This window comes from Brucella pseudogrignonensis (assembly GCF_031454375.1).
GTDB lineage: Bacteria > Pseudomonadota > Alphaproteobacteria > Rhizobiales > Rhizobiaceae > Brucella > Brucella pseudogrignonensis_A.
Genome location: NZ_JAVDQT010000004.1, coordinates 157,107 through 177,176 on the forward strand (window position 1 = coordinate 157,107; position 20,070 = coordinate 177,176).

Genomic DNA, 20,070 nt, shown 5'->3' on the forward strand with positions numbered 1-20,070 from the left:
AGTGCATAGCGGTTGTGCGTCGAAGATCTAGCCGATCTGAACAAGCTCTCTTGAGAGCTTGTTCATGCTTTCAGCACCGTTTTCAGTGATCAGAAACTGTTCTTCAATCATCAGCGCGCCAAGCCCATTGGCATAGAACGGGGTTTCAAGCGCTAGCACCATATTGGGTTCAATCAGCATTTCATTGCTGGCAGAGATAAACGGCCATTCTTCAATGCCAACGGCCGCCCCTACCGAATGGCCAAAATGGCCGCGATAATATTCGCTGAAGCCACGCTTTCGCATCGTTCCAAGCATGGCCACGTGAATATCGCAAAAGCGTGTACCGGGCTTCAGCAGCGCTTCACCCACCGCAAAACTTTCCTGCAATGCTTTGTAGATTTCAAGCGTCAGTGGATCGGGCGTGCCACAGACATAAGTGCGCGCACCATCTGACGAATAGCCGTTTATCAAGGTGCCAACATCTGCTTTGACGAGATCGCCGTTTTTAAGCTCGGCCTTCATGTCCTGAAGATCAGGGCCGGTCGAAATATAAGCCCAATGCCCGGAAAGCCCCTGACCATTAGCGCTTGCAGCCTGTGTAGCGCCTTCCAGCCAAGAGGCTGAAAGTGCAGTGATGCTTAAACCGCGTCGGGCTGTTTTCAGCATGTTTTCCAAACCGCTTTCTGCATAACGCGCTGCATTGTGCAGATATCCAATTTCACGGGCATTTTTGATGAGACGCAGGCGTTTCACAAGAATGGAAGCATCCTGCCAGTCGACCAACGGCAGCGCTTTTTTGAGAGCTACAAAATCAGCTGCAGGCATGAACTCCAGATCAACACCGATCTTTGCTTTGGAAAGTCCACGCTCTGCCAGCAGGTCGCCTAACAGCCTGAATGCTGCATCCCGATCAAATGTCTCAGCGCGCGGGCCGACATTGCTTTCCCGCTTATAAGCCGCATTGATGTCTTCAACGCTCTTTGCATTTCTGACACTCACCATATCGATCCAGATGCGATGAGTGCGAAAATCAATCGTGTCGCTCAGATGCGCCGCACCGGCATAAGCATGATCGCTGATAACCGCTGCAAGCTTTGCCTTTTCATGAGCTGGCACCAGCGCAATTGCCGAACCGGCTCGCCCCCACATCGTCGCCACACCGGCAACAGCGCCCGTCGCATAGCGGAAATTTTCCGGCTGAAACAGCGCGAGTGCATCGAGCCCTTCTGTTTCAAGAAGAGACTGTGCTCTGGCACGATCAATCTGGCTCATCATATTCTCTCGACGCATGAAGTGGGCTTGTTGCAATCAAGCTGCACAGGCCCTTGGTTTGCTATCGCTTATATAGAACGAAGCTGCGTGATCACGCAATTTTTGCAGTTCCATGGCTATCAAGCTATCGTGAAGCACAAATCGTCTACCAATTTTGCATATTATAGAATAATCTTCTAAAGAATCCTCTTATGATCTGACTGCGCCGCTTATCGTTGTTCCAGCGGTCGCTGTATAACCTGTATCAACTGAGGGCTTTATAGCGACCTCGAAGCAGGAGAATAAAATGAGCGGTTTGAATATTCGCAATCGCAAAATGAAGTTGCGCAACTGGGGTCCGATGACAGCGCTGGGCGTTGCGCTTGCATTTGGCGCGTTCTCGCCAGCGCATGCGCAGAAAAGCAACCCTGACGCGACGATCAATATCGGATCGCTTTACGAGCCGCAGAACCTGGACAATACCGCTGGTGCTGGTCAGGGCATCAATGAAGCTTTCAATGGCAACGTCTATGAAGCACTGTTCCGTCTGGACGATAATGGCACGGTCGAGCCTGTTCTCTCAAAGGATTACACGGTCAGCGATGACGGCCTGACCTATACGTTCAAGCTTCAGCCGGGTGTGAAATTCCACTCTGGCGCGCCACTGACTTCGAAGGATGTCAAGTTCTCCATTGAGCGTGTTGCAGCGCCTGAATCCAAAAGCCCACGCAAGAACAGCCTGAAAACGATCACTGCGATTGAAACGCCAGACGATGAAACTGTCGTCGTCAAACTTTCATCGCGCTCAATTTCGCTGCCTTACAATCTCAGCTATGTCTGGGTTGTGAATGACGAAGCAAGCGATCTGCAATCGAAGGAAGACGGCACCGGACCTTATGCGCTGGAAGATTGGCGTCGCGGTTCATCGCTGGCGATCAAGCGTTTTGATGACTATTGGGGTTCAAAGCCAAAGAACGAAGAAGTTGTCTTTCAGTATTTCACCGACGCAAGTGCGCTCAACAATGCACTTCTGACGGGTTCGGTAGACATTATCACTTCGGTTCAAAGCCCGGATTCACTGGCTCAGTTCAAGGATAATCCGGATTTTACAGTCAGCGAAGGCAAGTCCACGACCAAGCTGCTACTCGCCTATAACGACCGCATTGCGCCCTTCGACAATGTGAAGGTTCGCAAAGCACTGGCGCGTGCGATTGACGACAAGAAGCTGCTAAACGCCGTCTGGGGCGATTATGGTACTCTGATCGGCTCGTTCGTTCCGCCAACAGACCCTTGGTATGTCGATCTGACGGGTGTGGATGCCTATAATCCTGAAAGCGCGAAAGAGCTTTTGAAGGAAGCTGGCTATCCCGATGGCTTTACCTTCACCATTGATACGCCGAACTATGACCCGCACCCAATTGCTGCGCAATTTATCCAGAGCGAACTGGCCAAGATTGGCGTGAAGGTCAATATCAATGTGATCACGGCCAATGAATGGTACACAAAGGTCTATAAGGCGCATGATTTTCAGGCAACCTTGCAGGAGCATGTGAACCACCGCGATATCGTGTTCTATGGCAATCCGGATTTCTACTGGGGCTATAACAACCCGAAGGTCGTTGATCTCATTAAGGAAGCCGAAGCCAGCACCACGACTGACGAACAGACAGCGAAGCTGACCGAAGCCAACAAGATCATTTCAGAAGATGCAGCCAGCAACTGGTTCTATCTCTATCCACAGATCGTGGTTTCTAAAAAGTCAGTCAGTGGCTATCCGGTCAATGGTTTGAATTCGCAGTTCTTTGCCTATGATATTACAAAGGCCGCTGAATAATCAGCTGTCCATAATCGAGAACTGATACTCGACACAGAGCGCCGCCTGAATTATTTTCCGGCGGCGTTATCGCATTCTGAGTGGCCAAAAACTGCTCCCTCGTGCCTGAGAGGTAATCGCCATTCTTGCCTATATCCTGCGCCGTTCGGCCATTCTGATCGTTTCGGTATTCATTGCAGCTATCGTTCTGTTTTTGCTGTTGCGCCTGTTGCCCGGCGATCCAGCGAATGCGCTTGTCTCGGTCGGTGCTGATGCGGCACAGATTGAAGCAGCCCGCAAACAGGTCGGTTCCGATCTGCCGCTTTATCAGCAGTTCACGCAATTTATCGGTTCGCTTGTGCGTTTTGATCTTGGTAATTCCTTTGTCAGCGGCGCACCTGTTCTGACCGAAATTGGCAAACGCCTGATCGTAACACTGCCACTGACACTGATGGCTTTCGTGCTGGCAATCATCATTGCGGTCCCGCTCGGCATCTTATCGGTTGTGCGTCAGAAAAGCTGGTATGGCTCGATCATTTCCGTTGTTTCGCAGCTTGGCATTGCTGTACCAGTTTTCTGGATCGGCATTCTGCTGGTCTGGGTCTTTGCAGTGAAACTGCGCATTTTTCCATCGGGCGGTTTTCCATCACGTGGATGGCAATCCGCACCTGCTGCATTTCAAGCGCTGACATTGCCTGTCATAACCATTGCGATTGTCATGTCGGCATCGCTCATCCGCTATGTTCGTTCGGCAACGCAGGACGTTTTGGGCAGCGATTACCTGCGCACGGCACGCGCGCTTGGCTCGAGTTTTTCGGAAGCCTTGATCCGTCACGGCATCCGCAATGGTGCGGTTCCTGTGATTTCGATCCTTGGTATTGAACTCGCCTCGACACTTCTGGGCGCTGTGGTGGTGGAACGTGTTTTCTCGCTACCGGGCCTTGGTTCGATGCTGCTTTTGGGCATTGAACAGCGTGATTACCCCAATGTGCAGGGCGTTTTGTTTGTCTCTACTTTACTCGTTCTACTCGTTGGCTTTGCGGCTGACCTTGCCCAACGCCTGATCGACCCACGATTGCGCAGTCGTGCAAGCGGAGGCCGCGCATGAGTATGCAAATCAAACAACATGTCCGTTGGCCGTGGCCCTTTGTTATCGGTGGCATACTCGTCAGCATTCATGTGATTGTTGCTCTTATAACGCTGTTCTGGACGCCTTATGGTGTCGGCGACATGGTTGGCGGGCGATTGGCAGCCCCTTCGTGGGCGCACTGGGCAGGAACGGACCGCCTTGGTCGCGATCTGATGACACAAATCATGATTGGCTCACGTATTGCGCTGATTGTCGGGCTCGGCGCTGTTGCAATCAGCGCTGTGATTGGCGTAACACTTGGCGTCCTGGCGGCTTTTGCCACGCAAACACTCGATGATATGCTCGCAGCGACACTCGATATTCTGATCGCTTTTCCGACATTACTGCTCGCTATGCTGATCGTCGCTTCAAGCGATGGCGCCAGCCTATCAACAGGCATTCTCGCAATCGGTATTGCAGGTGCGGCGATTGTCGCGCGACTGACGCGTATTCTCGCCAAGCGCGTTCTGGCGATGGATTATGTCACGGCTTCCCGCATTTCCGGCACGTCATGGCTGGGTGTCGTCCGCATTCATGTGTTGCCGAATATCTGGCCAACCCTGATTGTGAATTTTGCACTTTTGTTTGGTCTGGCCGTTATCGCCGAAGCCTCGCTTTCCTATCTTGGCCTAGGCGCGCCGCCGCCCAATGCCTCATGGGGGCGGCTTTTGCAGGAAGCGCAGGCTTCCGTTTATACCGCACCTTTTGGTGCTATTGCGCCGGGACTGGCACTGGTTTCGCTTGTCATCGGGCTTAATCTTTTTGCCGATGGCTTGCGCGATGTCGCCGATCCAACGCGGAGGAGGCAACGATGAAGCCACTGCTGAACGTTGAAAACCTTAGCATTGAGACAGCAGACCGCGCGCTCGTTTCTGGAGTATCCTTTTCGGTCGCACAAGGCGAACGCGTAGGGCTGATCGGTGAATCAGGCTCCGGTAAATCACTGACCGCACTGGCCGTCATGGGACTGCTCGCAGATGGAATGAGAGCGAGTGGCTCAATCACATTGGATGATCATCAGATTATAGGCGCACGGGACCGGGAACTTGTTCCGCTGCGCGGACGAAGCGTTGCCGCCGTCTTTCAGGAACCGATGACCGCGCTCGATCCACTGATGCGCATCGGCAAACAGGTGTCGGAAGTGGTCCAGCGCCGTGCATCACGCGATGGCCTCAAGCTTAACAAAGCGGAGCTTGAGAGAGACGTTATTGGGCTTCTCGAACGCGTTTCCCTGCCAGAACCGACCCGCATTGCCCGGGCATGGCCACATGAAATTTCGGGCGGCCAGCGCCAGCGCGCAGCAATTGCTATGGCGCTCGCCTGTCGACCAAAACTGCTGATCGCGGATGAGCCAACAACTGCGCTTGATGTGACAACGCAGGCGGAAATTCTGAAGCTCTTAGAGCAACTTGTTCGCGATGAAGGCATGGGGCTCTTGTTCATCAGCCATGATCTGCCGGTCGTTGCAAGCATTGCCGAACGCGCACTCGTGCTCAGACATGGGGAACTGATCGAGCAAGGCCCGGTTGGTGAAATCTTTGCTCACCCATCCGAGGATTATACAAAAGGGCTGGTTGCTGCCGCGCGTGCCTTCGACGCTGCATTGGAGGTGGCACGATGAGCCTCATCGAACTTTCAAACGTATCTTTTGCCTATAGCGGCAGCAAGGCTGTGCTACACGACATCGATCTCACGCTTGAGAGCGGCAGCAACCTTGGCATTGTGGGTGAATCCGGCTCTGGCAAGACGACCATGCTTAAACTGTTGCTGGGGTTGCAGGCCGCAACATCCGGCGATGTTAACTTTCGCGGCCAAAAACTCAACATCAAAGACCGTAGCTTTATGCGCGGTTTTCGCCGGTCTGTTCAGGCGGTTTTTCAGGATCCCTATTCGTCGCTTGATCCGCGCCAGAAGGTCTTTAACATTATCGCTGAACCGTTGCGCTCGCTCAAAATCGAAACGGATATTGCGCAGGCTGTCGCGCAGGCACTGGCTGCCGTCGATCTGCCAGAAGATGCGGCCACACGCTACCCGCACGAGTTTTCCGGTGGTCAGCGTCAGCGTATCGCGATTGCGCGTGCGATTGTCGCCAATCCCGATCTGATTATTGCCGATGAAGTGGTGAGCGCACTCGATCTTACCACACGGGCACGTATCATCGATCTCATGCGGGCATTGTCAGAACGAACCACCTTCGTGGTCGTTTCGCATGATATTGCGCTGGTGGCTTTGCTGTGCGAACAGTTGATTGTGCTTGAAAAGGGCAAGATCGTTGAGCAGGGCAATACGCGCGATATTCTTGCCAATCCTCAACATGCCTATACGCAGAAATTGCTGGCAAGCCTGCCACGCATGCCAAAAGCCGATGCCGTGTAGGCCATCGAATAAATTCTATTCCGTCGCCTCTGGAAAGAAACCGCGTTAGTTTCTATCATAGTGCTTCACACGTAACGCTCTGGGGACGACTTTGTTATTTGAAATCATTACAGTGATACTGCTGACTGTCCTCAACGGTGTCCTGGCGATGTCAGAACTCGCAGTTGTTTCATCTCGTCCGGCGCGATTGCGTGTTTTGGCCGATAAAGGCAGCGCAGGCGCCAATATTGCAATTGAACTCTCTGAAAACCCTGGCCGGTTTCTATCAACCGTTCAGATCGGAATTACACTGGTTGGCGTTCTTTCGGGCGCATTTTCCGGCGCAACACTTGGCGCACGTCTGACCGGCTGGCTACTCAGTCAGGGCGTTTCTCCAACATTCGCCGATGCGCTTGGCGTGGGTTCAGTGGTTGTCGTAATTACATATTTGTCGCTGATTATCGGCGAGCTGGTTCCAAAACAAATTGCCCTGCGCGAACCAGAAGTCATCGCGAGCCGCGTCGCACCAACAATGAAGATGCTGTCTAAAATAGCAGCACCGCTGGTATGGCTATTGGATACATCTGGTCGTCTTGTCCTAAAACTGCTCGGACAGTCCGGAAAAGCCAGCGATGGCGTTACCGACGAAGAAATCAAATCTCTGCTGGCAGAAGCACATAGTACTGGCGTTATTGAGACTGAAGAATCCCGGATGATCGCCGGTGTCATGCGGCTCGCAGACCGTACAGCGCGCGGATTAATGACCCCGCGTCTTGATGTCGAAATGATCGACATTGATGACAGTTTGGAGGAAATTCGGGATCAATTGCAGCAGAGCAGCCGCTCACGCTTGCCGGTGCGCGGCGAAAATTCCGATGAGATCATTGGTGTGTTGCAGGCGCGGGATTTCTTCAATCAGCTTTCGTTAAAAGGCGGCGTCAGTATTCGAGAAATCGTGAAAGACGTACCCGTCGTTTCAGACTTTTCTGACGCGCTGGATGTGGTTGAAGCCATCCGCGGCACCCCAACACATATGGTTCTGGTCTATGATGAATATGGTCATTTCGAAGGTGTAATCACTGCAGGCGATGTGATGGAAGCCATTATCGGTGCTATGCAGGAAGATCACTTTGAAGAAAAGGCAATAGTTCGCCGCGCTGACGGATCATATCTCGTATCGGGCTGGATGCCTATCGACGAGTTTTCTGCATTTATGAACTTCGAGGTGGAGGAAGACACCGAATATAGCACGGTGGCAGGCCTCGCTCTTGAAGAGTTTAAGCACCTTCCCGAAGTTGGCGAAATGTTCATAAAAAATGGCTGGGTTTTCGAAGTCGTTGATCTGGATGGACGCCGTATCGACAAATTACTTGTCTCTGCGCAACAAACAGCCAGCGAATGACTTCAAAAAACGCAGAGATTGCCGATCGTGATTATGAGAGCAAATGCCAGCGCATAGGCGACCCAAAACAGGTCGCTTTCAACAAAGCGTGTCAATGAAATTCTCTGACTGTTCTTAAAGCGCATAACTTTGCTCGTTACTAAAAGCAGCCCCCGGCGCTCCCAATATTTAATATGAATATAAAAATCAAGTTTAATCGTAATACGTGCAGTTTTCTTTCTACATTACCAGAGGAAGCAGACCCAGACATAAATGCGCTTCATGCAAAGGCACGATAAGCATTTGGCTTTGAATTTACCCCAAAGGCCATTGCAGCATGATGCCATTTCGTGAAAAGAGTTGAGTGATAGTAATCTTCCTGCCAAAGTTCCTACCAAGCAATCTATAGCTAAGGACCCGTAAATGAACGAGAATTGGGCATCTGTCGATGAAAGTCTGGAACGCGCACGCGTTGCCTGGCTTTATTTCATCGGCGGTCAGACCCAACAGGAAATTGCCCAACAGCTCGATATAACGCGCCTGAAGGTCAACAAGATTATCGGACAGGTCCGAGAGTCAGGGCAAGTGCATGTCAATGTGAGTCTGCCTCTGGTTGATTGCATTGAGCTCGCACAAAAAGTTACCTCCCGATATGGCCTTGCTGATGCAGTCGTTGTCCCTGATCTGGACGATTATCTTGAGCAAAAACGCGTGATAGGCGAAGCTGCCGGGACCATGACGAGCGAGCTGATCGCAGGCCGCGACATGGGTGTGGGCATCGCATCGGGGCGGACATTGAGCTTTGCCGTTCGCAGTCTGCGTGCGCGCCCAAAGCCTGAAAGCTGGGTCGTGGGTTTGACCGGCGGTGTTACCAGCGGTTCATCAACCAATACATTTGAGGTTGCGACAGCATTTGCACGTGCTTTGGGCGTTGAATGCCACTATCTGACCGCTCCCATTTATTGCGCCAATAAAGAAAGCCGCGAAGCAATCCTGTTGAGTGACGAATTGACAGATGTGCTCGCGCGAACTGAAATCGCCGATATCGGACTTGTATCGTGCGGGCCGCTCAACTCTGAGACGTCGCTCACACATATTCGAGTGGTGAAAGATAATCTCGACGCCGTTCTGAAACTGGGAGCTGTGGGTGAATTTCTTGGATACTTCCTCGATGCTCAGGGCAAGCCTATCGACCACTTTCTCAATGAATCCATCATTGCGCTGCCACCGGATAAGCTAAAGCTAAAGCCCGCCTCAATTCTTGTGTCCGGCGGGCTCAATAAAATTCCTATCATCCGGGCCATTCTGCGCGGTGGTTATGTCAATCGTCTGGTTACAAATGAAGGCGTTGCACGCGCATTGCTGCAAGGCCCCAGATAGAAGTCACCCTCGCCCAACAAACGGCATCTTCGTTGCCATGACAGTCATCGTCAGCACATTCGCGTTCAATGGCAGGCTGGCCATGTAAACGACAGCATCTGCCACATGCACCGGATCAATTGTTGGCTCAGAAGCCAGGCTTCCATTGGCCTGTATAACGCCTGTAGCAATTGTCTGCGTCATGTCACTCGCCGCATTACCAATATCAATCTGGCCGCAAGCAATATCGAAATCACGTCCATCAAGCGCAGTCGATTTGGTAAGGCCGGTGATCGCATGTTTGGTTGCTGTGTAAGGAGCGGAGTTGGGACGCGGGGTCGTTGCAGAAATCGAGCCATTGTTAATAATACGACCACCACGCGGGACTTGCGCTTTCATGATACGAAACGCTTGTTGAGTGCATAAAAATGCGCCGGTCAGATTTGCACCAACGATTGTATTCCACTCGTCAACACTTAACTCTTCAAGTGGTACACCACGCACGAACACGCCGGCATTGTTAACGAGCAAATCCAGACGGCCAAATTTGTCTTCAATAAAATCGAACAGTTTCCGCACGGCGATCGGATCGCTTACGTCTGCGGCATATGCATGAAAGCTTCCACCGTCATTCGCAGACATTTCTCTCGCCGCACGCTCCAAGACATCTAGGCGTCGACCTGAAATCACGACCTGATAGCCTTGTGAGCCCAGGGCTTTCGCAATGGCGCGGCCAACCCCAGTCCCACCTCCGGTCACAAGGGCAATGGCACCTCTCCCGAAATTTGCCGTCTCAACCATAAAATCCTCCCACAACAAAACTTAGCATTAAACAGGTTTACGCTTTTTACCCAAAAAAGCATCCCGCCACGTGTTTACACCCCAGCATGGCGAGCCTGGAATCCGTAGCACTTTGAAGCAGCTCTCGGAGCAAATTTGGTTAAACCAGAAGAAAGATGCTCTGATCACTTTTGCAAAATTAGTCATAATTACAAAGAAAGCCGTGCGCTGCCACCTCGGTAACGCTTGAATAAGCGAAAGCTGCTATAAAGCTGTTTCCGGAAAGGGGAGGTGATTTCATATGGTACGTAAAAAGCCGCCAAATGAACGACGCAAAGAAGAACGCCAACAAACACGTTTAAGATCAGGCAAGATTGTCAGTCTTGAAGGGCGCTTCATCATTGAATGCCAGTTCAGGGATATTGCGCCGCATGGTGCGCGTTTAAGCACGGCTGACGTGCCAAACCTGCCAGAGCGCTTTTGGCTGTTTGATGATTTCTATGGGCGGGCTTTGTTGGCGCAAGTCGTCTGGCGTGCAAGCCGGGAAATTGGCGTGCAATTAATCTCTGATGCCACGGTAATACCACTCGATGATGAGCGCCTCAGCCAGCTTGCGGGTAAATACTACTCGCTATGAGCGGACGCTTCCGGTTTTGCCGATGCCTGCTGTCCTGAAGTGGCTGCACCGCCGCGCATATTCATCGCGCGAATCTCAGCAGCAGAAATATAATTAAATTGTTCAACCAGAAGATCCTGGATTACCGGCTCGGGAAACCGCGAGTTAATGTCGGTAATAATTGATGCGCGAACATCTTCAAAGCTGACTTTCTCGACCTCTTTCGTATCCGAATAACTGCCATAGAACTTGCGGAAAATTTCATCGCTTATAAAAAGCTCAAGCGGCACCGTCAGTTTCTTACGGATATTTGAATCCAGCGTATAAACAAGCTGTGTAACAATATAGCCCGCGACCGAACCATTGGCGATGATCGGCACACTCATCACGTCAGTCTTCACATAATCAAGACCACCAAAGCCAGCCGGAGATGTTGCCACTTCATCAGACGGCAGCATGCCCTTCTGAAAAGAAAAATACAGCGAGCCGAAAGCAACCGCACATATCCAGAGGCCAATGGCGATAATACGGATCATCGAGCGTGACCAAGCCTTGCACTTTGCCTGCTATAGGTGCCATCGGCATCCTGTGTTTCAAGCGCTCCACGAATAAGATCAGCAAGCTCACCTACCGCGCGCAAATGAAGTTGCAGCGCTTCACAATTCTTTTCCAGCTTCTGCTTGAGGCTATCAAGCAATGGTTGCAGCCCCTTCATCATCGTCGGGCCGGCAACATCCGAGGCTTTGGTCATGGCCTTGTTGAAATCGTAAAGGCCGCGGCTTTTACGAGCGTTAATTTCGGCAAGATCAGGATTTCCGCCTTCAAGCAAAAGCCGGGTCTCGCTATCAATCACATCCTCAAGGTGTCGGATTGCCCGTACTACCGGCTTCAGTGCAGCCTCCTGCTCAGCGTCATGCACTGAAGGCATAACGGTTATCTCCTGTTCTGGCTGGCTAATTTCGGAGCTATCGGTCATTGTCGGGTTCCTCAGTCTTTTATCGGCAAATAGTGATCATGCGCAGTTTCAGATGGCCGCACTGTCCTTGCCGTCGTTATTTTCAAGTTGTTGCTGTATGAGCTGGCGTTCAAATCCATGAACGATGTCTTTCGATACGGAATTTTCGCTTATTCCACTTCCCAGATCGTTCATGACGCCATTCAATGCCAGCGTCGCTGAATTATCAGCCTGTAATTTGCGTTGTGCCTGATCTTCGAGAATACGTGCGATGCCAACCCCGCCCGTATCCGCCATCTTATTTGCCATGGCCTCCGACATCATCGACTTCCAATACTCACCAGCAATACCCTTGCCAAAAGTGGCAGATGTATCGCTTGTAAACATCGACTGGACAAAGGATTGCAGCATGAAAGCTTCAAACTTCCGATAGGCCGAGCTTGCCGGGTTCTGTTGCTGCGCGCCCATAGTCACGCCAGAGGAAAGACTCTCAGAGATGCTTGAGAAGCTCCCATCGGATGAGCCATTAATTACATTGTTAAACGCAACTTCCGAACCGGCCGTCATAGATTTCAGGCGCTCTGATGCCACGCGATAGGCTTGTGGATCAGCGGCACGCGCTACATCCATCACCAAATCTGACGGCGGGTTGATCGCCATGCATTAATCCCTCTTCATCTCTTGATTGCACACTAGCTTTTCAATCTTGACTGAAGCTTGCGACACGCATTGAAACGAAAAAACTACTATTTCATCTGCAGAGTAGTTACTCGACTAATAAATTCTTCGATTTGCATTGAGAACTCTTTGCGTTCATCTTCAGATCGAACAGTTTGAAGCCGCTTTTCCAGATGCTCGACACGGCGCTGCTCTTTCAACAAGGCATTGCGTGCATTTACAAGCTCCTGCTCAACACGAGCCTGCGCAGATGCATTCGCCCCCATGCGGCGGATCAGCAGCGAAGGATCGATGGTAAAAGCGTTGCTGTCATAATGACGATCCTGCATGGCAATCAACGCCTCGCGCTCTTCATCCAGCGCAGCACGACGCATATTGGTAGCCACGAGAGAGGCTTCCAGCCGCGAAGCGCCTAGCTTTTGCAGTGCCACCAGCTTGCTTAAACTTTTTGCCTTTGTTTGTGCCATCGGTGCCTCAGAACAAATTGCGCAAATTGGCCGCGAGCTCTCCGGTGAAGAAGCGCAACAATTCTGGAAGAATGAAATAGACTAACAACAATCCGCCGCCCAAAACGAAAGGCATTGAAACGAAGTAAATCGGAATAGTCGGGGTAAGCTTATTGATGAGACCAATCGCAAAATTCACCAGAACCGCAAAAACAATGAACGGGGCCGCTATGCGCAAGGTCACCAGAAATGCATCAGACAAAGTATCGGTAAAGTCTGTCATTGCTGCATCGGGGCGAAACCGGCCATCAACCGGAATTGCCGTGTACGAATTGAGCAGTGCGCGCAAAATCTCGAGATGCATGTCAGTGACGAAAAACAAAAATAGCGCGCTGAAGGTAACAAGTGTTGCAAGAGCTGCTTGTGGTTCAGGCTCTGTGATCGCATCTCCAGGCGAGCCGGAATAGCCGACAGCCATTGCCATCGTATTGGCCATAAACTGCAATGCCCAGAAATAGATATGCGCCAAGATACCGATGATACCGCCGATAAACATTTCGCTCAGCATCAAGCGAAGCACAGTCCACGGCTGGCCACCATCAAGGCTGGTCGTGATACTACCGATTACGATTGGCAGCACCGCAAACGAGCATGCCAGCGCTATGAACAGACGCACTTGCAAAGGTATACGCGCGCTAGAAATCCCAGGCATCAACATGATGCAGGCACCCACACGGCAGAACGCCAGCATGGCTGCCAACACGATCTCATTGAGCGGCAATTGCGCTAACATCGGCAACAGGCTCTCTTACGTCAGGAAATCGCGCCAAGCGATTTCACTTCCACACCACGCGCGATTTCGACATGCGACAATACGGGCAAGGTTGCAAACAAGCGCTCGATAATCATCCGGATATAGGGCCGCGCTTCGGGTGAAGACACCAGTACAAATCGCTCACCGCTATCAAAATGCTGCCGGATTACCGCCGAAGCCTCGGTGCCGAACTGCTCAAGCTGACGAGGATCAATATCAAACTCGACAATTTCACCCTTATTGTCGCGTTTGAGGCTTTGATGGAAAACCAGATCCCAGCGATTACCAAGCCGAAGCACATTCAGCACGCCATTATCCGAAAGATCACCACATATCTGTTGTGCCATACGCATACGCACATGCTCGACAATCATTTCGGGGCGGCGAACCAGGGGCGCAATCTCGGCAATCGATTCAAGAATTAAATGCAGATTGCGGATTGAAACACGCTCTGCAAGCAGCAATTTCAGCACAGCCTGGAGACCGGAATAGGAAATGTTTGCCGGGCAAATATCTTCAAGAAGCTTGCGATATTCCGCACCAAGACGGTCAAGAAGAATACGCATATCCTTGTAGGACAGCAGCTGTGAAAGGTTATTGCGAATGATTTCACTCAAATGCGTCAGTAGTACCGAGAGATTATCGACAGTCATATAACCGTCGCGACGCAGATCAGATGCAAATGTTTCAGGCACAGAATAGGCGCGCATGCCAAATGCCGGCTCACGCATTTCTTCGCCCGGAATTTGCGGGATTGGACGTTCGCCCAGCACAACCAGAATCTCACCCACCCGCAACTCATGGCTTGCAACAGCGGTACCATGGATCTTGATGCGGTAGCTTTTGGGTGGCAGCGAAAGATCGTCTGTCACCTTGATCTCAGGAATGACGAAACCGTATTCTTGTGCAAATTTCTTGCGCATCTTGGCAACACGATGCGCCAATTCCTGCTGCGATGCCATCAAACGGGCTGAGAGTTGCTTGCCGAGGCAGAGTTCGATCTGGTTTGTTTCCAACGACGCTTTAACGGAATTGCGTTCGCTTTCATCCGCTTCACGCTGTTTAAGTTCAGCTTCCGCTGCTTGCGCATCACGCTGCTTTGCCTGTTTGCGCGGCACAGCAACACCCACAAAAGCCATCACACTACCGAGCAAGAAGAACGGAAATGCAGGAAGCCCCGGTAAAATGCCCAGCACAAACATCAGGAATGAAGCGATCAGAAGTGCTTTTGGATAGGCACCAAGCTGACCGAAAATCGCCTGATCGGCGGAGCCACGCGTCCCGCCTTTGGAGACCAGAAGGCCCGCTGCAAGTGACACGATCAGCGCTGGAATTTGCGTAACGAGACCATCGCCAACAGACAGCTTTGTGAAAACGTCCGCCGCTTGTGAAATATCCATTCCGTGACGTGTTACACCGATGATAATGCCGCCGAAAATATTGACCGCCGTAATAATCAGACCGGCAATCGCATCACCACGAACAAACTTCGATGCACCATCCATCGAACCGAAAAACGAGCTTTCTTCTTCGAGTTCGCGACGGCGATGCTGCGCCTCCTTTTCGTCAATCAGGCCGGATGACAGATCGGCATCAATCGCCATCTGCTTGCCCGGGATGGCATCGAGGGTAAAGCGCGCGCCCACTTCCGCGATACGTGTAGCGCCCTTGGTGATGACGAGAAAATTGACGATAATCAGGATCGTGAAAACAACAAGCCCGATAACGAAGTCGCCGCCCATCACGAATTGCGAAAATCCGTGAATGACATGGCCAGCCGCGAGATAACCCTCATTACCATGGGTGAGGATCACACGCGTCGTCGCAATATTGAGCGACAGGCGCATCATCGTTGCAATAAGCAGCACCGTCGGGAAGGCAGAGAAATCAAGCGGGCGCTGAATCCACAGCGAGACCATCAGGATCAGGACGGAGAAGGCAATCGAGAAGGCAAGTCCAATATCCAGAAATACCGCCGGAACAGGCAGAAAGAGCACCGTCAGAATAATGATAATGCCAGCAGCCAGACCCATGTCGCTGCCAGTCAAAATTCCGCGTTTTGTGAAAGGCTTAGCTACTGCCTGCTGCACGTCCGTCTCCTGTTGTCAGACGGACCATAGAATGCGAAGCTTGCGCGAGGGCTTCGTCGCACTCGCAGATTATATCAGAAGCCCTTTTCGATCCTCGAATAGACGAGCAGCGTGAAAGCATTGATTTGCGCGCCTACGAAAGGCGCTGTCAAAGCCAGAACGACGAAAATGACGACAATCTTCGGAACGAAGGTCAGCGTCATTTCCTGAATCTGGGTCAATGCTTGAAACAATGCAATACCAATACCGACCAGCATCGCAGCCAGTACAGCAGGACCACTTGCCATCAGCACGGTCCAGACCGCAGAATTGACAATGTCTAGCGCATCCGCTTCGTTCACTTTTTTGCCTTTAGAGCGCATCCCTAAAAACGGGAAACGGTTTTCGGATAAGAAACATTTTCAAACAAACACTTGAGACGCTTCGACCTGAGAAATCAGATCAAAACACGCTCTAGCTTACTTTGACGCCCTGCCCGATCATCATTGTTTTGCCGTCTTCAAGTTCAGCAAGCATGCCCGTTGACTGGATTGTAACCGATTTCACCACGCCGGAAACAGAACCATCTGCATTGGTCAGCGTGCGGCCAATCCAGCCCTCTGCCTGCGACAGTGACGAATTAGCAATCAGCGTTTCAAGCTTGGAGTTCATCTGCACAGACTGCTCTACGCTTGAGAAGGTTGCCAGCTGTGAGACGTATTGCGTTGCATCCATCGGAGCCGTTGGATCCTGATTTTGCATCTGGGTGACCAGCAGCTTTAGAAAAGAATTATAATCAACACTCGCCTTTGCCGCAGCCGAACTGTTGGACGAAGTGTTGGTGGTATTTGTCGTGTTGTTTCCGACAGCAGGCGTCGTCGTCATAAGCTTGCCTCCACCGCATTATCTGCTTTGCTGACAGGCACGTTTGGTGCCTCGATATTCATAAGTTCTGCTTCGCGCGGGTAATGTGCCCGGATGGTTTTCATCGCCTCGAACACACGTCCATTATGGACAAGCTCATCAATTTCTTTGAGAGCTTTGAGAATGGATGCATCGCTAAACGTTGAAAACATGCTCTTGAGCATATGCGCAAAGGCATTATGTGCCTGCTCACGCATTGCAGGCTCAATCAGGATCATCTGCGCTGCAAAATAAAGCTGACGCAGCGGTGTCGTTGTATCTTCAGGCTGCAACACATGATTTTCCAGAAGGAATGTTGCATCGTTGAGAAGCTCAAGGGAGACTTTGCGGTCTGCCTTCAAAACTGCACCATTGATGTAAATTTTCTCGCCTGAGCGAAGCGATAGACGGATTGTTGGCTTGGCGTTATCAACCATTTCACAAACCGTTCCGGATCGAACTGGTGAGTTCAATCACCGTATCATAATCGTCGCTTTCGCCCTGGCGGATTCGCTCGACTTCTTTAATAATAAAAATGCCGACTGAAATGATCGCAGCTTTTAGCTCTTTCGGGAGTGTATTTTCAACAGATCCCAGATCTTCAATAATGACAGTCCAAAGCCGGTTAACGAAATAGGCCGCATCGATGCCCTCGCGTGAGCCTGAACCATTCAGCTTTGCGGCCTCAAGCATGCTAATTGAGCGGTCAAAAAGCATCTGCTCGCGTTCTTTGGCGCTCGCCATATCGTCATTCATGACATCTTCGTAGCGCATCTGATACATGGCATCTCCGCTTATCAATACCCTTACTTGCGGGAGCCTCATGCTCTCACAAAGACCAGGCTTATTTGTCGGCGCTCGCGCGCCTGACATTGATTATTTGAGGTAGTTGAGCAGGCTCATATTCTGCAACTTCACCGTCAGCGCATAGGATGTTTCCATCTGGGTCATCAGTGCGTTAACACGCACTGATGCGTCATATGGATCGACCTCTTCAAGATTATTCACGGAATCATTGAGAATTTTCTGCTGTGCGGCAATGCGTGTTATTGCATCCGTTGTGCGCGACTGAGCAAGACCAAGTGTCGTCTGTTCGGAGGTCGTCTGGGTGATTGCCTGCGAGGTTGTCGTCAAAGCCTGAGATGTCAAAGCACCAAATGCGGAACTATTGAGACCGATATTGGCGAATTCTGTAATCATAACCGCTGACATGATTGCCTTACGGAAACCATCGGCATTCGCAGAAATCGATGTGGATGCTGTTTCTGTTGGCGAAATACGGCTCTTGATAACGGTATCAGACGCATTGGACCAATTCAGATCCCAATTAGTGTCGTTGAACTGTTCAGCAAAATCGCCTTCAAGAAAGCTTTTCATCTGATCCGCTGTGATGTCAGCAACCCGGGCGTCATCCATCGCAAAGCCAAAATGCGCAGTAAACGCCGCTTTGATAGCGTTCTGAGCATCTCCACCTTGCGCATAGTCGTTAAGCGGCTTCACATCGGTGTTGACGCCAGAAAAGATATACTCGCCATTATAGCTAGTATTGAGATGTCCGGTGACTGAATCAAGCATAGCGCGGGCCGACTGTGCTGACGTTGCGATGCTTTCTGCGGTATTACTCGCGCCGGTCAGATCGCCAAGAAAATTCTGAACCTTATCAATGATAGCGGTCGTCGTGGTTTGCGTTGTCGTCATCCGCTGCTGAACAAGCTGGTTCATATCGGTAAGCACATCGAGACGATCATATTCTTTGCGCAAGGATATCGTCTGTCCGGATTTCGCGCCCAGCGACAGGCCTACATCAAAGACGCTGCCGGTCGTCGCTTCCTGACGGGCCTTGACCAGTTCAGCTTTATTCTGGTTCACCAAAGCCCTGAGTGCGGCCGACGCACCATATGTCGAAATCGATTGCGCTTTCATGAAACTCACACCGCGTTGAGAAGGTCATCAAGCATGGAGTTGATGGTCGTCAACACCCGGCTTGAAGCCTGATAAGAATGTTCCAGATCAAGAAGCAACGCCATCTCGGTATCAATATTGACACCATTGGCGTTGGACAAAGCCTGATCGGCCTGCACTGCAACTGTCTGATTATAAGAAAAATTCGAGTTGGCGGTCTGGCGCTTGCCTTCCAGCCAGCTAATTGATGATGCGCTGTAATCGGTCAGACTGGCGGTCGAATTCAACCCCGTCGAGCCGGTAAACGTCATTGATCCACTGAAAGCTTCATTCAAAGCCCGAAGCCGGTCGCTGAAACCGGCTGCATCATCACTATTATATTTATAATCGGCACCGTTCGCACCACCATCGCGTAACAAGAGAGAGCTACCACCCTGCGATGCTATAAAAGCAGACGAAACACTAAGTGTACCTGCAAGGCCGGATGAAAAGCCCGCACCAGGCGTCGCTGGAGAACCTGACCAGCTAAACAGACCCGTTTTGCTTAAACCACCGGCGCCACTCTGATCGGTTTCGGCGAACATATTGACCAGACCGCGCGCGATTTCATCGAGCTGCATCTGGTACTGCGGTGCAATCTGATCACGCAGTTGCAGAAGGCCACTGAGCCGCCCCGTACCGAATGGCTGGTCGAATGTCTCATGAGACAGGGGTACGCCATCGACCAGAACAGCATTGCCCGAAGCACCGGCAGATAGTCCATTTGAAGGCGTAAAGCTTACCTTCCGCGCAGAAGTTTCAAACAGTGTCACGCCGTTTTCAGCGAAAATGACCATGTCATTATCGCCGCGAGTCATCGTTGTGATGCCGATCTCGTCAGAAAGCTGCTTGAGCAGTGAATCGCGCTGGTCGAGGAAATCTGAAACATCGGTTCCGGCGCGCGTTCCGCCAAGAATTTGCTGATTGACCTTCTCAAATTTAGCCAGCACATCATTGATTGTGGCTACAGAATCCGCAATCTCGTTGTCCGCGTCATTGCGCAGTGACTGTATCTGCTTGGTGCCATCGTTCAGCGCATTGGCAAGTGCTTCAGCGGTAGAAACAACGCTGTTACCCAGTGCAGAATTGGACGGTGAAGAGGCATAGGTCTGCAATGCATCGCGCAAATCGCCGATCAGTGCTGATGGCGAAGACGAATATTTATCTGCTGAATAAATTGATGAAAGGCGGTCAAGACCGCCTGCAAGAATAGAAGAAGATGATGCCGCACTGTTGGATTGAATGTAGCGGTTAAACAGCGCTGTATCGGCCGAGCGGCTTATATTTACGTAAAGGGAGCCATAGGGCCCAGACACCAATGATGCAGAGCGACGAGAATAGTCAGGATCGCTTACGCCCGCAACATTGCGGGAGATAACCGAAGTCTGCTTGGACGTTGCCGCAAGCGAGCTTTTGGCTGTCGATAGAGCAGAACTAAGTGACATTTTTTCCCCATTTACCCGGCGGAACTCCTTATCGCTTGGACAGAGTGGACCGCTATATGTGTTAATTTAGTTCGTAGTCGTAAGACCGAAACGCATTTTACGCGTATGGCAGAAGACATTCCGACGAAGTCATGACTTGATTTCCCGAATATT

At 51.2% G+C, this 20,070-nt stretch carries 22 protein-coding genes; 8 read left to right on the forward strand and 14 right to left on the reverse strand.

Annotated features, from left to right (window positions below; genetic code table 11):
- Positions 1-27: 27 nt before the first annotated feature.
- A complete protein-coding gene (locus J2782_RS14010; protein ID WP_310013892.1) occupies positions 28-1,254 on the reverse strand; it encodes a M24 family metallopeptidase in 1,227 nt (408 codons plus the stop codon).
- Between the two features lie 286 nt (positions 1,255-1,540).
- Here J2782_RS14010 and J2782_RS14015 point away from each other — a divergent pair, with 286 nt between their 5' ends.
- The 7 genes from J2782_RS14015 to J2782_RS14045 all read left to right on the forward strand — a co-directional run bounded on the left by J2782_RS14015 (position 1,541) and on the right by J2782_RS14045 (position 9,291).
- Positions 1,541-3,067 (forward strand): ABC transporter substrate-binding protein, encoded by a 1,527-nt coding sequence (locus J2782_RS14015; RefSeq protein ID WP_310013571.1) that lies wholly within the window; start codon positions 1,541-1,543, stop codon positions 3,065-3,067.
- Between the two features lie 136 nt (positions 3,068-3,203).
- On the forward strand, positions 3,204-4,154 hold the full coding sequence (locus J2782_RS14020; protein WP_310013896.1) for an ABC transporter permease: 951 nt from the start codon (positions 3,204-3,206) through the stop codon (positions 4,152-4,154).
- Entirely contained in the window at positions 4,151-4,990 is an 840-nt protein-coding gene (locus J2782_RS14025) for an ABC transporter permease (protein ID WP_310013573.1), read from the forward strand. The genes J2782_RS14020 and J2782_RS14025 overlap by 4 nt, the downstream gene beginning before the upstream one ends.
- On the forward strand, positions 4,987-5,796 hold the full coding sequence (locus J2782_RS14030; RefSeq protein ID WP_310013575.1) for an ABC transporter ATP-binding protein: 810 nt from the start codon (positions 4,987-4,989) through the stop codon (positions 5,794-5,796). Before J2782_RS14025 ends, J2782_RS14030 begins: the two co-directional genes overlap by 4 nt.
- Complete coding sequence (locus tag J2782_RS14035; RefSeq protein ID WP_310013578.1) at positions 5,793-6,551, forward strand: ABC transporter ATP-binding protein; 759 nt, start codon at positions 5,793-5,795, stop codon at positions 6,549-6,551. Before J2782_RS14030 ends, J2782_RS14035 begins: the two co-directional genes overlap by 4 nt.
- 91 nt (positions 6,552-6,642) lie before the next feature.
- Positions 6,643-7,932 carry a hemolysin family protein gene (locus J2782_RS14040; protein ID WP_310013581.1) on the forward strand — a complete coding sequence of 430 codons (1,290 nt, stop codon included), beginning with the start codon at positions 6,643-6,645 and terminating at the stop codon, positions 7,930-7,932.
- Positions 7,933-8,334: 402 nt separating this feature from the next.
- Positions 8,335-9,291: a sugar-binding transcriptional regulator gene (locus J2782_RS14045; protein WP_310013582.1), complete on the forward strand. Its 957-nt coding sequence runs from the start codon at positions 8,335-8,337 to the stop codon at positions 9,289-9,291.
- 3 nt (positions 9,292-9,294) lie between these two features.
- Here J2782_RS14045 and J2782_RS14050 read toward each other — a convergent pair whose 3' ends face one another.
- Positions 9,295-10,071 (reverse strand): SDR family oxidoreductase, encoded by a 777-nt coding sequence (locus J2782_RS14050; RefSeq protein WP_310013584.1) that lies wholly within the window; start codon positions 10,069-10,071, stop codon positions 9,295-9,297.
- Positions 10,072-10,351: 280 nt separating this feature from the next.
- Between J2782_RS14050 and J2782_RS14055 the strand changes: the two genes are divergently transcribed.
- The gene (locus J2782_RS14055) at positions 10,352-10,687 is read left to right on the forward strand and encodes a PilZ domain-containing protein (RefSeq protein ID WP_310013586.1); all 336 of its coding nucleotides are present in this window, start codon (positions 10,352-10,354) and stop codon (positions 10,685-10,687) included.
- On the opposite strand, the gene J2782_RS14060 is transcribed toward J2782_RS14055, so the two are convergent.
- The 12 genes from J2782_RS14060 to flgK all read right to left on the reverse strand — a co-directional run bounded on the left by J2782_RS14060 (position 10,675) and on the right by flgK (position 19,917).
- Positions 10,675-11,202 (reverse strand): hypothetical protein, encoded by a 528-nt coding sequence (locus tag J2782_RS14060; protein WP_310013588.1) that lies wholly within the window; start codon positions 11,200-11,202, stop codon positions 10,675-10,677. The genes J2782_RS14055 and J2782_RS14060 overlap by 13 nt on opposite strands.
- The gene (locus J2782_RS14065; protein WP_404989649.1) at positions 11,199-11,594 is read right to left on the reverse strand and encodes a flagellar protein FlgN; all 396 of its coding nucleotides are present in this window, start codon (positions 11,592-11,594) and stop codon (positions 11,199-11,201) included. The genes J2782_RS14060 and J2782_RS14065 overlap by 4 nt, the downstream gene beginning before the upstream one ends.
- A 96-nt stretch (positions 11,595-11,690) precedes the next feature.
- Positions 11,691-12,281, reverse strand: a complete 591-nt coding sequence (locus tag J2782_RS14070; protein WP_310013592.1) for a rod-binding protein — start codon at positions 12,279-12,281, stop codon at positions 11,691-11,693.
- 86 nt (positions 12,282-12,367) lie between these two features.
- Complete coding sequence (locus tag J2782_RS14075; RefSeq protein ID WP_310013594.1) at positions 12,368-12,766, reverse strand: hypothetical protein; 399 nt, start codon at positions 12,764-12,766, stop codon at positions 12,368-12,370.
- A gap of 7 nt (positions 12,767-12,773) precedes the next feature.
- Positions 12,774-13,538, reverse strand: coding sequence for a flagellar biosynthetic protein FliR (gene fliR / locus J2782_RS14080; protein ID WP_404989650.1), 765 nt, complete (start codon positions 13,536-13,538; stop codon positions 12,774-12,776).
- 20 nt (positions 13,539-13,558) lie between these two features.
- Entirely contained in the window at positions 13,559-15,649 is a 2,091-nt protein-coding gene (gene flhA, locus J2782_RS14085; protein WP_404989642.1) for a flagellar biosynthesis protein FlhA, read from the reverse strand.
- Positions 15,650-15,723: 74 nt separating this feature from the next.
- Entirely contained in the window at positions 15,724-15,990 is a 267-nt protein-coding gene (fliQ, locus tag J2782_RS14090) for a flagellar biosynthesis protein FliQ (protein ID WP_310013600.1), read from the reverse strand.
- Between the two features lie 112 nt (positions 15,991-16,102).
- Positions 16,103-16,513: a flagellar hook assembly protein FlgD gene (gene flgD / locus J2782_RS14095; protein WP_310013602.1), complete on the reverse strand. Its 411-nt coding sequence runs from the start codon at positions 16,511-16,513 to the stop codon at positions 16,103-16,105.
- Positions 16,510-16,968: a flagellar biosynthesis repressor FlbT gene (gene flbT, locus J2782_RS14100; protein WP_310013603.1), complete on the reverse strand. Its 459-nt coding sequence runs from the start codon at positions 16,966-16,968 to the stop codon at positions 16,510-16,512. Before flbT ends, flgD begins: the two co-directional genes overlap by 4 nt.
- 1 nt (position 16,969) lies before the next feature.
- Positions 16,970-17,314 carry a flagellar biosynthesis regulator FlaF gene (flaF, locus tag J2782_RS14105; RefSeq protein WP_310013606.1) on the reverse strand — a complete coding sequence of 115 codons (345 nt, stop codon included), beginning with the start codon at positions 17,312-17,314 and terminating at the stop codon, positions 16,970-16,972.
- A 93-nt stretch (positions 17,315-17,407) separates the two neighbouring features.
- Positions 17,408-18,454 carry a flagellar hook-associated family protein gene (locus J2782_RS14110; RefSeq protein ID WP_310013608.1) on the reverse strand — a complete coding sequence of 349 codons (1,047 nt, stop codon included), beginning with the start codon at positions 18,452-18,454 and terminating at the stop codon, positions 17,408-17,410.
- A 5-nt stretch (positions 18,455-18,459) separates the two neighbouring features.
- Positions 18,460-19,917 (reverse strand): flagellar hook-associated protein FlgK, encoded by a 1,458-nt coding sequence (gene flgK, locus J2782_RS14115; RefSeq protein WP_310013610.1) that lies wholly within the window; start codon positions 19,915-19,917, stop codon positions 18,460-18,462.
- Between the last annotated feature and the right edge of the window lie 153 nt (positions 19,918-20,070).